The sequence below is a fragment of the Pseudomonas sp. JDS28PS106 genome, assembly GCF_036706555.1.
Lineage (GTDB): Bacteria > Pseudomonadota > Gammaproteobacteria > Pseudomonadales > Pseudomonadaceae > Aquipseudomonas.
The window spans coordinates 40332-53235 of record NZ_JBAJGT010000009.1; the positions used below are offsets into that span (position 1 = coordinate 40332).

At 59.6% G+C, this 12904-nt stretch carries 12 protein-coding genes; all 12 read left to right on the plus strand.

What is annotated here, in order from left to right:
* Positions 1 to 197 precede the first annotated feature (197 nt).
* A complete protein-coding gene (locus TRP66_RS15775) occupies positions 198 to 1124 on the plus strand; it encodes a ketoacyl-ACP synthase III (RefSeq protein ID WP_333404356.1) in 927 nt (308 codons plus the stop codon).
* 334 nt (positions 1125 to 1458) lie between these two features.
* Positions 1459 to 2307 (plus strand): flagellin domain-containing protein, encoded by an 849-nt coding sequence (locus TRP66_RS15780; protein ID WP_333404358.1) that lies wholly within the window; start codon positions 1459 to 1461, stop codon positions 2305 to 2307.
* Positions 2308 to 2378: 71 nt separating this feature from the next.
* Entirely contained in the window at positions 2379 to 2759 is a 381-nt protein-coding gene (locus TRP66_RS15785; RefSeq protein WP_333404722.1) for a flagellar protein FlaG, read from the plus strand.
* A gap of 86 nt (positions 2760 to 2845) precedes the next feature.
* A complete protein-coding gene (fliD, locus tag TRP66_RS15790; RefSeq protein WP_333404360.1) occupies positions 2846 to 4258 on the plus strand; it encodes a flagellar filament capping protein FliD in 1413 nt (470 codons plus the stop codon).
* Between the two features lie 116 nt (positions 4259 to 4374).
* On the plus strand, positions 4375 to 4761 hold the full coding sequence (gene fliS / locus TRP66_RS15795; protein ID WP_333404362.1) for a flagellar export chaperone FliS: 387 nt from the start codon (positions 4375 to 4377) through the stop codon (positions 4759 to 4761).
* A 25-nt stretch (positions 4762 to 4786) separates the two neighbouring features.
* The gene (gene fliT / locus TRP66_RS15800; protein ID WP_333404364.1) at positions 4787 to 5083 is read left to right on the plus strand and encodes a flagellar protein FliT; all 297 of its coding nucleotides are present in this window, start codon (positions 4787 to 4789) and stop codon (positions 5081 to 5083) included.
* A 188-nt stretch (positions 5084 to 5271) separates the two neighbouring features.
* Positions 5272 to 6747 carry a transcriptional regulator FleQ gene (gene fleQ / locus TRP66_RS15805; protein ID WP_333404366.1) on the plus strand — a complete coding sequence of 492 codons (1476 nt, stop codon included), beginning with the start codon at positions 5272 to 5274 and terminating at the stop codon, positions 6745 to 6747.
* A gap of 121 nt (positions 6748 to 6868) precedes the next feature.
* Positions 6869 to 8083 (plus strand): sensor histidine kinase, encoded by a 1215-nt coding sequence (locus TRP66_RS15810; RefSeq protein WP_333404368.1) that lies wholly within the window; start codon positions 6869 to 6871, stop codon positions 8081 to 8083.
* Positions 8083 to 9510, plus strand: a complete 1428-nt coding sequence (locus tag TRP66_RS15815; protein WP_333404370.1) for a sigma-54-dependent transcriptional regulator — start codon at positions 8083 to 8085, stop codon at positions 9508 to 9510. Before TRP66_RS15810 ends, TRP66_RS15815 begins: the two co-directional genes overlap by 1 nt.
* 241 nt (positions 9511 to 9751) lie before the next feature.
* Positions 9752 to 10081, plus strand: a complete 330-nt coding sequence (gene fliE, locus TRP66_RS15820; protein ID WP_333404372.1) for a flagellar hook-basal body complex protein FliE — start codon at positions 9752 to 9754, stop codon at positions 10079 to 10081.
* Positions 10082 to 10096: 15 nt separating this feature from the next.
* A complete protein-coding gene (gene fliF / locus TRP66_RS15825; protein ID WP_333404374.1) occupies positions 10097 to 11881 on the plus strand; it encodes a flagellar basal-body MS-ring/collar protein FliF in 1785 nt (594 codons plus the stop codon).
* A complete protein-coding gene (fliG, locus tag TRP66_RS15830) occupies positions 11874 to 12890 on the plus strand; it encodes a flagellar motor switch protein FliG (protein ID WP_333404376.1) in 1017 nt (338 codons plus the stop codon). Before fliF ends, fliG begins: the two co-directional genes overlap by 8 nt.
* The last annotated feature ends 14 nt before the right edge of the window (positions 12891 to 12904 follow it).

Consider the following 12904-nt stretch of genomic DNA (forward strand, 5'->3'; position numbering starts at 1 on the left):
AACGCACAAAGCACCGGATGCGAGTGACCTGCAGGTCATAAAGTGCATCTTCACCTTATCGTATTGCGGGAACCGACGTTCGCCCGGCTTGCCTGGACAGGCCCTGGGCCTGAAAATGCCCGCTAATTACCTCCATTCGGTAGCGCCCTGATACGTCTGGGACGAACATTGACCTGTTTACTAATCGGGAAGCCACGATGATTGGCATAAAAAGCATAGCGAGCTACGTGCCGAACGACGGCGTTGATAACTACGCTCAAGGCGCCAAATTCGGCAAGGATGAAGAGTTCATCCTTGGGAAGATCGGCTCCACCTTCCTGCCGCGCAAGGCAGAGGGTCAGGAAACCTCGGACCTGTGTGTTGAAGCCGCCAATGTGCTGTTTGCCAACAACCCGCAACTCAAGCGCGAAGACATCGACGTCCTGATCGTCGTCACCCAGAACGGCGACGAGGAAGGTCTGCCCCATACCGCCGCCATTGTCCAGGACAAGCTGGGCCTGTCGACCAACGTGGCGGCTTTCGATATTTCGCTGGGCTGCTCCGGTTATGTCTACGGCATCTACGCGATCAAGGGCTTCATGGAGGCAGCCGGCCTCAAGAACGGCCTGCTGTTGACCGCCGACCCTTATTCCAAGATCGTCGACCCGGAAGATCGCAACACCACCATGCTGTTCGGTGATGCGGCGACCGCAACCTGGATGGGCGAGGGCGCTCCTTGGTTGCTGGGCAAGGCCAAGTTCGGCACCGACGGTGCCGGCGCGCCGCATCTGAAGGTCAGCAACGGGGTGTTCTTCATGAACGGCCGTCAGGTGTTCAACTTTGCACTGCTCAAGGTTCCGGCGCACTTGCACGAGCTGCTGGGCGAATCCGACCTGACGCCGGACGACATCGACGCCTTCTGCATTCACCAGGGCAGCGCGGCGATCGTCGATGCCGTGGCGCGTCGTTTCGAAGACAAGCCCGAGAAGTTTCTCAAGGATATGGTGGAGACCGGCAACACCGTGTCGTCCAGCATTCCGCTGTTGATCGAAAAGCACGTCATGAACTCGTCCTGGAATCGCGTCGCGCTGAGCGGTTTCGGCGTGGGACTGTCCTGGGGCTCGGCGATCATCTATCGCGGCTGATACGTCCAGCGTCATCGAAAAAGCGTCCGCCGGTCCGACCGTCGGGCGCTTTTTCATATAAACACCGAAACCGGCATAATCGCACCCCGTGATGCCGGTCGCATTTCACCCTGAAATGCCTGCTCCATCGAGCGTTTTTCTGGCGTCATTTCCTCGCCGTTTGGGTCGCAAGCCCTTGTTTTGCAAGGGCTGGCAGTTTGCTGGCAAATTTTTTCAAAAAATCCCTCAAGCAACCTGCCACCGCGACGATAACTATTACGAAGGTTCTCTAGGCACACCCGGCGCTTGCAGGGGCCGGAAGCCACGTAGTACCAAAACCAACGAGGAATTCATCATGGCTTTAACAGTAAACACCAACGTTGCCTCCTTGAACGTTCAGAAGAACCTCAGCAAGGCGTCTGACGCTCTTTCGACTTCGATGACCCGTCTGTCCTCCGGCCTGAAAATCAACAGCGCCAAAGACGACGCCGCTGGCCTGCAGATCGCTACCCGCATCAACTCGCAGATCCGTGGTCAGACCATGGCAATCAAGAACGCCAACGACGGTATCTCCATCGCTCAGACCGCTGAAGGCGCTCTGCAAGAGTCCACCGCCATTCTGCAGCGTATGCGTGAACTGGCTGTTCAGTCCCGCAACGACAGCAACAGCGCTGATGACCGTGTCGCTCTGAACAAAGAATTCACTCAGATGAGTTCGGAACTGACCCGTATCGCCAACAGCACCAACCTGAACGGCAAGAACCTGATCGACGGTTCCGCCAGCACCATGACTTTCCAGGTAGGTTCCAACACTGGCGATTCGAACCAGATCACTCTGACCCTGAGCTCCAGCTTCGACGCTGACACTCTGGGTGTGGGTTCGGCCATCACCATCGCCGGTTCCGACAGCGCTGCAGCAGAAACCAACTTCTCTGCCGCTCTGAACGCAATCGACTCGGCTCTGTCGACCATCAACTCGACTCGTGCTGACCTCGGTGCTGCCCAGAACCGTCTGACCAGCACTATCTCCAACCTGCAGAACATCAACGAAAACGCCAGTGCCGCACTGGGTCGCGTACAAGATACCGACTTCGCTGCTGAAACTGCACAGCTGACCAAGCAGCAGACCCTGCAGCAGGCTTCGACCTCTGTTCTGGCTCAGGCTAACCAGCTGCCATCCGCTGTACTGAAGCTGCTTCAGTAATATCGGAATGAGTTTGGCGGGGGAGTGCGTAACAGTGCTCTCTCGCTTTTTTACTTTCAGAGATCATGGTCATGGATATGAGTGTAAAGCTGAACCTGTCTTATCCGGCCGTTCAACCGGCTAACCCTGCCCCCGTGGCGGAAAAGCCTGTCGAAAAGCCTGCCGACGCGCCCGTTGAGGCGTCGACTGAAAGTAAGGGCTCACCCCTCAAGGACAAAGAGGCTCAGGAAGACGCGAAGGCGAAAGCCGCCGCGGAAGACATCCAGAAATTCTTCCATGCGGTCAAGCGCAACCTGGAGTTCTCCATCGATGAAGCGTCGGGTAAAGTGATCGTCAAGGTCATTGCAAGTGATTCCGGTGAAGTGGTCAGGCAGATTCCCAATGCGGAAATCCTGAAGCTGGCTGAAAGCCTGAGCGATGCGAACAGTTTGTTGTTCCGCGCCAAGGCCTGAACTGGCACGCAACTTGTTGTGTAATCCGCGATTCCTTGAGCGGGTCAAAAGACCGACAGCAATCCTGAAGTGAAGGGAGATGCACAATGGCAAGTCCAATTACACCGTCTACTGGCCTGGGTTCGGGCCTGGAAATCGGCACCATCGTCGACGCGCTCGTTTCCGCCGAAAAGACCCCCAAGCAGAACCAGATCACCAAGGCCACTACCGCAAACACGGCGTCGCTGTCCGCGGTCAGTCAGATCAAAAGTGCCCTGGCGACTTTTCAGTCGACCCTGGACACTCTCAACAGCACCACGACCCCGGCATTCCTGGGTTTTGCGGCTACCTCTTCGAACGAATCCGCGATCAAGGCTACTGCCACCAACTCGGCGGTGAACGGTACCTATTCCCTCGAAGTGGTTTCGCTGGCAACCGCCTCCAAGGTGGCGACGGCTTCGCTCGATACTACAGCTGCCAGTGCTATTCCGAGTGGTAAGCTGGCTATCACTCAAAATGGCATTACCAATACGGTCGACATCGCGGACGGGTCCACCCTCCAGCAGGTGCGCGACAAGATCAACAGTGACCTGCAAGGCAAGGGCATCACTGCCAACATCATCACCGACCAGAATGGTTCGCGACTGGTGTTCAGCTCTACCAACACCGGCAAGGGCAGCGATATTTCCGTCGTGGGCAGTGGCAACGTGGGAACGCTTCTCGACGTTGATGGCACCAAGGCGCTGGCTTCCGGCAGCCCGACTTCGGCAGGTTATATTACCGCTCCGGCCGCTGACGCTGAGATCAAGATCGACGGCCTGACCATTACCAGCAAGACCAACAAGGTCGACAGCGCGATTTCCGGTCTGACCCTGGATCTGGTTGCCAAAGGAACGAGCACCGTCACCGTCGCGACCAACACCGAAGGCCTGAAGACCTCTCTCCAGTCGTTCGTGGATGCGTTCAACACGCTGGTCACGCTGACCAAGTCCTTGACCACCGCGACTCTGCAGTCCGACGGCACTTACAAGAGCGCCGCGTTGACCGGCGACTCCATGCCTCGTTCGCTGCTGGCGGCGGTGCGCAATGAAATTGCGACGGCAACCTCGAACAGCGGTCTGGGCAGCCTCGCGCAGCTTGGTATCAAGACTGCTCAGGCCGACGGCAAGCTGACTTTCGACAGCTCCGCTTTCACCACGGCCTTGAACGACAAGAAGCTGGGCGGCCAGATCCAGACTTTGTTCACCGGTGATACAGGTCTGCTGGCGCGCCTCGGCAAAGCCATCGAACCCTACACCAAGAGCGACGGTGTGCTGGCGCAGCGAACCACCAGCCTCAACAAGGTCACCACTCGGCTGGCGAACGATCAGGCTGCGCTGGATCGTCGCATCGAGTCGCTGACAACGACGCTGACCAAGAAATACAACGCCATGGATCTGGTCGTCGCCCAGCTCAAGGCAACGTCTTCGAGTGTGACCTCGATCTTCGAGGCCATGAACGCTCAGAAGAATGCGTCGTAAGACACGCATGCGCCAAGAACCCGACTTCATGTCGGGTTTTTGCTTTTGGACTAAAGTTTTTTGACTCCACGTCGATAGCGTGGGTATACGAATCTGGAGTGATCACGAGGTCCCCTATGAATCCGATGTTAGCGTTGCGGCAGTACCAGAAGATTGGCTCAGTGGCTCAGACGTCCGAAGCCAGTCCTCACCGCCTGGTCCAGATGCTCATGGAAGGCGGGCTCGACCGCATCGCTCAGGCCAAGGGCGCCCTGGCGCGCGGTGACATAGCCAACAAGGGCGTCTTCATTGGCAAGGCCATCGCCATCATCGGCGGGCTGCGCGAAGGCCTGGATCTCGAAAACGCCACCCAGGCGCTGCATGACCAGGACAGTCTTTATCACTACATGATGAAGCGTCTGGCCGAGGCCAATATCAAGAACGACGCAAAGATGCTCGACGAAGTTGCCGGTCTCTTGATCACGGTCAAGGAAGGCTGGGATGCGATTGGCGCGTTGCAATAGATTGCTGTATTGAGGAGGTCTTGCCATGAGTGCTGCGCTCAAGCGTATAGCGGAAACCCGTGATGCCCTGGTCGGTGCGCTGGCCGAACGTGACTGGGAAGCCATCGGCCGGCTCGACCTGGCCTGTCGCGAGTGTGTCGATGCGATGGTGTCGGAAACGCCGGATGATGAGCCGGGGCTGCGCAGTAATCTGGAAGAGCTGCTCGGGGTCTACAGACAACTCATTGACGTCGCCAGCGGCGAACGTCAAGCGATCGTCGACGAAATGACACAACTGCAAGCTGGAAAAAATGCTTCGCGGGTTTATCATCTTTTTGGCTAGCTTTTATTTGTCGTTTTAATTATCTTTTGATTGTCCGACAAAATGTTCGCCATTAATTTGACTGTGTGCGTTTTTTTGACTTAACTAGTGATGTTCACTATTTTCTGGCGTTTTAAGCTTTACAGCGGTTTAGATGCCAAGCTGCCCGCGATGTCGGGCATTGAGTTGACTAGGGAAGTTGCTATTGCATGTGGCGTGAAATCAAGATTCTGCTAATCGATGACGATAGCCAGCGCCGCCGCGACCTGGCGGTGATCCTGAATTTTCTTGGCGAAGAGAACCTTTCCTGCTCAAGCCAGGACTGGCAGCAGGTAGTCGGTTCTCTGGCATCCACCCGCGACGTCTTGTGTGTGCTGGTAGGCACCGTCAATGCGCCGGGCAGTCTGCAAGGGCTCCTTAAGACAGTGGCTGCATGGGATGAGTTCCTTCCCGTGTTGCTGATGGGCGAAAATAATTCTGCGGAATTGCCGGAAGACGCTCGTCGCCGGGTACTTTCCGCCCTGGAAATGCCGCCCAGCTACAGCAAGCTGCTCGATTCCCTGCATCGTGCCCAGGTCTATCGCGAGATGTACGATCAGGCGCGCGAGCGCGGTCGTCACCGTGAACCCAATCTGTTCCGCAGCCTGGTCGGCACCAGCCGCGCGATCCAGCACGTACGGCAGATGATGCAGCAAGTGGCCGACACTGACGCCAGCGTCCTGATTCTCGGTGAATCGGGCACCGGCAAGGAAGTCGTTGCGCGCAACCTGCATTACCATTCCAAACGCCGTGACGCGCCTTTCGTGCCGGTCAACTGCGGCGCTATTCCGGCCGAGCTGCTGGAAAGCGAACTGTTCGGTCATGAGAAAGGCGCGTTCACCGGCGCCATCACCAGCCGGGCAGGGCGTTTTGAGCTGGCCAACGGCGGCACATTGTTCCTCGACGAGATCGGCGACATGCCGTTGCCGATGCAGGTCAAGCTGCTGCGGGTACTCCAGGAGCGGACGTTCGAACGGGTTGGCAGCAACAAGACCCAGAGCATCGACGTGCGCATCATCGCGGCGACCCACAAGAACCTCGAAACCATGATCGAGCAGGGCAGTTTCCGCGAAGACTTGTACTATCGCCTCAATGTGTTCCCCATCGAAATGGCGCCACTGCGTGAGCGGGTCGAAGACATCCCGCTGTTGATGAACGAACTGATCTCGCGCATGGAGCACGAGAAGCGCGGCTCCATCCGCTTCAACTCGGCGGCCATTATGTCCCTGTGTCGTCACGGCTGGCCGGGCAACGTCCGGGAGCTGGCGAACCTGGTGGAACGCATGGCGATCATGCATCCGTATGGCGTGATCGGTGTCGCCGAGCTGCCGAAAAAGTTTCGCTACGTGGACGACGAAGACGAGCAGATGGTCGACAGCCTGCGCAGCGACCTGGAAGAGCGTGTCGCCATCAACGGCAACACGCCAAACTTCGCCACCGGCGCAGTGCTGCCGCCAGAAGGTCTGGATCTCAAGGATTATCTGGGTGGACTGGAACAGGGCCTGATCCAGCAGGCGCTGGACGACGCCAACGGTATCGTGGCTCGCGCAGCGGAACGCCTGCGGATCCGGCGTACCACGCTGGTCGAGAAGATGCGCAAGTACGGCATGAGTCGCCGGGAAGGCGATGAGTCGCTGGAAGACTGACCGGTTTTTGACGGCTTGAAAATAAACCTCTGATTATTCAGAGGTTTTTTTTCGGCATGAGGATTGCAAAGTCGCTCTCAACATACCGTTTACTGACGGTTCGCCCAGCGAGAGATGAACGATGTCCAATGCCGCCCAATTGTCGTCAGCCGTGCTCAGTCCTGTGCCGTTGTGCCCTGAGCTGCAAAGCCGCAATGGTCTTGAGCAAGCGTTTTCGTTGTTCAACCAGATGTCCACGCAGCTGACCAGTTCCTACGGATTGCTGGAAGCGCGGGTTGCCGAACTCAAGGGCGAACTGGTCCAGGCCGATGTCGAGCGCTTGCAGGAATTGGCGGAAAAAGAGCGTCTGGCCAATCGTCTGCAGAATCTGATGGATCTGCTGCCCGGCGGTGTCATCGTGATCGATGGCATGGGCGTGGTGCGCGAGGCGAACCCCGCGGCCATAGACCTGTTGGGCCAGCCGCTGGAAGGCATGCTCTGGCGGCATGTCATCAGCCGCTGCTTCGCGCCGCGCAAGGACGACGGGCATGAAGTCTCGCTCAAGGACGGTCGCCGGCTGTCCATCGCGACCCGCTCGCTAGGGGCCGAGCCCGGGCAACTGGTGTTGCTCAACGACCTGACTGAAACCCGTCGCTTGCAGGAACAGCTCGCGCGTCATGAGCGCCTGTCGTCGCTGGGGCGGATGGTCGCTTCGCTGGCCCATCAGATCCGCACGCCATTGTCGGCGGCCATGATCTATGCCAGTCATCTGACCGAACAGCCTCTGCCGGTGGAAACCCAGCAGCGTTTCGCGGGGCGGCTCAAGGAACGTCTGCACGAGCTGGAGCATCAGGTGCGCGACATGCTGGTGTTCGCCCGGGGCGAGCTGCCGTTGACCGATCGGGTTACGCCGGGCGAGCTGTTTCAAGCCTTGCAACAGTCGGCGCATACCCATGTGCAGGATGTCGCGGTGCGCTGGCAATGCGAGCGCATCGACGGCGAACTGCTGTGCAATCGCGACACCCTGGTGGGCGCACTGCTGAATCTGGTGGAAAACGCGGTGCAGGCCAGTGCCGGGCGTAGCCGATTGAAAATTCACGCTTACGGTCGTGGCGACCGGCTGCGGTTGTGCATCAGCGACAACGGCAGCGGGATGGATCGCGACGCTCTGGCGCGCATCGGCGAACCCTTCTTCACCACCAAGACCACCGGCACCGGGCTGGGTCTTGCCGTCGTGGCGGCCGTGACCCGCGCGCATCAGGGCAGCGTTGAGTACCGCTCGCGCGTCGGGCGCGGGACCTGCGCCATCGTTACGCTGCCACTGATTCCTGCTTCCTTTGTTACAGGTGCCGACTGATGTCGATCAAAGTGCTGCTGGTCGAAGACGATCGTTCTCTGCGTGAAGCGCTGGGCGAAACCCTGGAACTGGCCGGCTACGGCTACCGTGCGGTCGGCTCCGCCGAGGAGGCGCTGGTCGCGGTCGAGCAGGAGCCGTTCAGCCTGGTGATCAGTGACGTCAACATGCCGGGCATGGATGGTCACCAGTTGCTGGCCGAGCTGCGCCAACGTTTCGCTCATCTCCCGGTTTTGTTGATGACGGCCCACGGTGCCGTGGAGCGTGCGGTAGACGCGATGCGTCAGGGCGCGGCGGACTATCTGGTCAAGCCTTTCGAGCCGCGCGCGCTGCTGGCGCTGGTCGCTCGTCACGCGGCCGGCAAGCTCGGGCCGGTCGAAAGCGACGGTCCTGTGGCAGTAGAGCCAGCCAGCCTGCAATTGCTCAACCTCGCCAGCCGCGTGGCCCAGAGCGATTCCACGGTACTTATCTCCGGCGAATCGGGCACCGGCAAGGAAGTGTTGGCGCGTTACATTCATCAAAAATCGCCCCGTGCCGATAAGCCGTTCATTGCGATCAACTGCGCCGCGATTCCAGACAACATGCTCGAAGCGACACTGTTCGGTCATGAGAAAGGTTCGTTCACCGGCGCCATCGCTTCGCAGCCCGGCAAATTCGAACAGGCCGACGGCGGCACGATCCTGCTCGATGAGATTTCGGAAATGCCCCTGGGTCTGCAAGCCAAGCTGTTGCGCGTGCTGCAGGAGCGGGAAGTTGAGCGGGTCGGCGCGCGCCGGCCGATTAGTCTGGACATTCGGGTAGTGGCGACCACCAACCGTGATCTGGCGGGAGAAGTGGCGGCGGGGCGGTTCCGCGAAGATTTGTACTATCGACTGTCGGTATTCCCGCTGGCCTGGCAAGCCTTGCGTCAAAGGACCGCCGATATATTGCCGCTGGCCGAGCGGTTGCTCGCCAAACACGTCAAGAAAATGAAGCACGCTCCGGTTCGGCTGTCCCCCGAAGCGCAGGCCTGTCTGGTTGGCTACTCATGGCCGGGGAACGTGCGTGAACTGGACAACGCTGTGCAGCGCGCTTTGATCCTGCAGCAGGGCGGGGTGATCCGCGCCGAGGACTTTTGTCTGGCCGGTCCCATCGGTGCGGGACCGGTCCAGGCGCCGATTAATGTCACTGCCGCGCCCTTGCTGCGTAGTACCGAGCAGTCGAGCGCCGAAATACCGGCACAGGGCGGCGTCGGCGAGTCGGCCGGAGCCTTGGGCGACGATCTGCGGCGTCGGGAATTCCAGATGATCATCGACACCTTGCGCAGCGAGCGCGGGCGTCGCAAGGAGGCCGCAGAGCGGCTGGGCATCAGCCCGCGAACCTTGCGCTACAAGCTGGCCCAGATGCGCGACGCGGGCATGGACGTCGAAGGTTATCTGTTCGCCAATTGATCCTGGCGTGCAGGCGGAAGTATCGCCACCCGATTACATCAGATTCAGACAGCGCCCCTTGTATGGGGCGCTGTTCATAAACAGAAAATGAACGGCCGCAGGACACGGTTTACCGGCAGGGATGCAAATCAGGGGCGCGAGCGGCAAGTCTTTGCCGCATAGCTGGCACTCTTGTTGCTACGTCTTATGTATCCGCTGAACCAGTGTCAAAAATTTGCGGGCCTTACGAGAGAAGATGTCCATGAGCCAGGGTGTTGAATTTAATCGCTTGATGTTGGATATGCGGGCCATGCAGGCAGAAGCCATGGCAGCCCCCAAGCCTGTGAACGCAAGCGCACAGATCAGTGGCGGCAGCTTTGCAGATCTGTTGGGTCAGGCTGTCAACAAGGTTGCCGACACCCAGCAGGCGTCGAGTCAGCTTGCGAGCGCGTTCGAGATGGGCAAGAGCGGTGTGGATCTGACCGACGTCATGATTTCGTCGCAGAAAGCCAGTGTTTCGTTTCAGGCCCTGACCCAGGTTCGCAATAAACTGGTCCAGGCTTACCAAGACATCATGCAGATGCCGGTTTAAGGGACGTACTGAGTCATGGCCGAAGCTACAGCCGATCCGGTTCCTGCACGCGCGGGCACACCCGACAAGAAACCTTTGTTTGGTCTGGCGTTCCTGGAAAATCTTTCCCAGATGACCATGCTGCGTCAGGTCGGCCTGCTGGTCGGTCTGGCCGCCAGCGTGGCCATCGGTTTTGCTGTGGTGCTGTGGTCGCAGCAACCCGACTATCGCCCGTTGTACGGCAGCCTTGCGGGCATGGACAGCAAGCAGATCATGGACACCCTGACTGCAGCCAACATCGCCTATACCGTGGAGCCGAATTCCGGCGCCTTGCTGGTCAAGGCCGATGACGTGCAGCGTGCGCGCATTCAGCTGGCCCAGGCCGGTGTCGTGCAGAACGATGCCAACATCGGCTTCGAGATCCTCGACAAGGATCAGGGCCTGGGTACCAGCCAGTTCATGGAAGCCACGCGCTACCGTCGTGGTCTGGAAGGTGAGCTGGCGCGTACCATTTCCTCCTTGAACAACGTCAAGGCGGCCCGCGTTCACCTGGCGATTCCCAAGAGTTCGGTATTCGTTCGCGACGACCGCAAGCCGAGCGCATCGGTGCTGGTGGAGCTGTATGCCGGCCGTTCGCTGGAGCCCGGTCAGGTGGTGGCGATCACCAATCTGGTCGCGACCAGCGTGCCGGAACTGAGCAAATCGCAGATCACCGTCGTCGACCAGAAAGGCAACTTGCTGTCCGATCAGGCCGAGAACTCCGAGCTGACCATGGCCGGCAAGCAGTTCGACTACAGCCGTCGCATGGAAGGCATGCTGACTCAGCGTGTGCAGAATATTCTGCAGCCGATACTGGGCAACGACCGCTACAAGGCCGAAGTCTCGGCAGTGGTGGATTTCAGTGCCGTCGAGTCGACCGCGGAAAGCTTCAACCCCGATCAGCCCGCGCTGCGCAGCGAGCAGTCGGTCAATGAACAGCGCTCCAGCAGCCTCGGCCCGCAAGGCGTTCCGGGTGCGTTGAGCAATCAGCCGCCCGGTCCGGCGACCGCGCCACAGACCACCGGGGGTGCCGCCGGCGCCGCAGCCGCGGCCATCGCCCCTGGCCAGCCGCTGCTTGATGCCAATGGTCAGCAGATCATGGACCCGGCGACCGGTCAGCCCGCTCTGGCACCGTACCCGGCTGACAAGCGTGTGCAGTCGACCAAGAACTTCGAGCTGGACCGTTCCATCAGCCACACCAAGCAGCAGCAGGGCCGTCTGACCCGCCTGTCGGTTGCGGTCGTGGTAGACGACATGGTCAAGACCGATCCGGCCACAGGTGACGTGACCCGCGCGCCCTGGAGCGCCGCCGACCTGGCTCGCTTTACGCGCCTGGTGCAGGATGCCGTCGGTTTCGACGCCAGCCGCGGCGACAGTGTGAGCGTTATCAACGTGCCGTTCTCCAGTGAGCGCGCCGAAGAATTGCCGGAGATTCCGTTCTACTCGCAACCCTGGTTCTGGGACATTGTCAAACAGGCCGTGGGCGTGATCTTCATCCTGATTCTGGTGTTCGGCGTACTGCGTCCGGTGTTGAACAACATCACCAACGGCAAGAGCAAGGAACTGGCCGGTTTCGGCGATGACCTGGGTGGCGGCATGGGCGGTGGCATGGACGGTGAATTGTCCAACGACCGCGTCAGCCTGGGCGGCCCGCAGAGCATTCTGCTGCCGAGCCCGACCGAGGGCTATGACGCCCAGCTGAATGCAATCAAGAGTTTGGTGGCCGAAGATCCGGGCCGTGTGGCCCAGGTCGTAAAAGAGTGGATTAACACTGATGAATGATCGAGCCGTCGTAGCCAAACTGACCAAGGTCGAAAAGGCAGCGGTCCTGCTGTTGTCGCTGGGTGAAACCGATGCGGCCCAGGTGCTGCGGCACATGGGCCCCAAGGAAGTCCAGAAAGTGGGCGTGGCCATGGCTCAGATGCGCAACGTGCATCGCGAGCAGGTCGAAGAGGTGATGAGCGAGTTCGTCGATATCGTCGGCGACCAGACCAGCCTGGGCGTGGGTTCGGATGGCTACATCCGCAAGATGCTCACCCAGGCGCTGGGCGAAGACAAGGCGAACGGTCTGATCGACCGTATCCTGCTGGGTGGCAACACGAGCGGCCTGGACAGCCTCAAGTGGATGGAGCCGCGCGCCGTGGCAGACGTGATCCGTTTCGAGCACCCGCAGATCCAGGCCATCGTGGTGGCGTATCTGGACGCGGACCAGGCGGGCGAAGTGCTGGGTCACTTCGACCACAAGGTGCGTCTGGACATCATCCTGCGCGTCTCGTCGCTCAACACTGTACAGCCGGCCGCCCTGAAAGAGCTCAACCAGATTCTCGAGAAGCAGTTCTCCGGTAACGCCAATACGTCGCGGACCACCCTGGGTGGCATCAAGCGCGCGGCCGATATCATGAACTTCCTCGACAGCTCCATCGAAGGCGCGCTCATGGATTCGATCCGCGAGGTCGACGAAGATTTGTCGGTGCAGATCGAAGACCTCATGTTCGTCTTCAACAACCTGTCGGACGTCGACGACCGCGGTATCCAGGCACTGTTGCGCGAAGTGTCTTCGGATGTGCTGGTCCTGGCGCTCAAGGGTTCGGACGAGGCGATCAAGGAAAAGATCTTCAAGAACATGTCCAAGCGCGCCGCCGAACTGCTGCGCGACGACCTGGAAGCCAAGGGCCCGGTACGCGTCAGCGACGTGGAAACCGCACAGAAAGAAATCCTCACCATTGCGCGTCGTATGGCCGAGGCCGGCGAGATCGTGCTCGGTGGCAAGGGTGGCGAGGAAATGATCTAAGGATTGGCCTGATC

Excerpts from the sequence above, each read along its gene's own strand:
- fliF (WP_333404374.1), top strand. The coding sequence starts at position 10,097 with ATGGCCGAAGCTACAGCCGATCCGGTTCCTGCACGCGCGGGCACACCC.
- fliD (WP_333404360.1), top strand. The coding sequence starts at position 2,846 with ATGGCAAGTCCAATTACACCGTCTACTGGCCTGGGTTCGGGCCTGGAA.
- TRP66_RS15810 (WP_333404368.1), top strand. The coding sequence starts at position 6,869 with ATGTCCAATGCCGCCCAATTGTCGTCAGCCGTGCTCAGTCCTGTGCCG.
- TRP66_RS15785 (WP_333404722.1), top strand. The coding sequence starts at position 2,379 with ATGGATATGAGTGTAAAGCTGAACCTGTCTTATCCGGCCGTTCAACCG.
- TRP66_RS15780 (WP_333404358.1), top strand. The coding sequence starts at position 1,459 with ATGGCTTTAACAGTAAACACCAACGTTGCCTCCTTGAACGTTCAGAAG.
- fliE (WP_333404372.1), top strand. The coding sequence starts at position 9,752 with ATGAGCCAGGGTGTTGAATTTAATCGCTTGATGTTGGATATGCGGGCC.
- fliS (WP_333404362.1), top strand. The coding sequence starts at position 4,375 with ATGAATCCGATGTTAGCGTTGCGGCAGTACCAGAAGATTGGCTCAGTG.
- TRP66_RS15775 (WP_333404356.1), top strand. The coding sequence starts at position 198 with ATGATTGGCATAAAAAGCATAGCGAGCTACGTGCCGAACGACGGCGTT.
- TRP66_RS15815 (WP_333404370.1), top strand. The coding sequence starts at position 8,083 with ATGTCGATCAAAGTGCTGCTGGTCGAAGACGATCGTTCTCTGCGTGAA.
- fleQ (WP_333404366.1), top strand. The coding sequence starts at position 5,272 with ATGTGGCGTGAAATCAAGATTCTGCTAATCGATGACGATAGCCAGCGC.
- fliT (WP_333404364.1), top strand. The coding sequence starts at position 4,787 with ATGAGTGCTGCGCTCAAGCGTATAGCGGAAACCCGTGATGCCCTGGTC.
- fliG (WP_333404376.1), top strand. The coding sequence starts at position 11,874 with ATGAATGATCGAGCCGTCGTAGCCAAACTGACCAAGGTCGAAAAGGCA.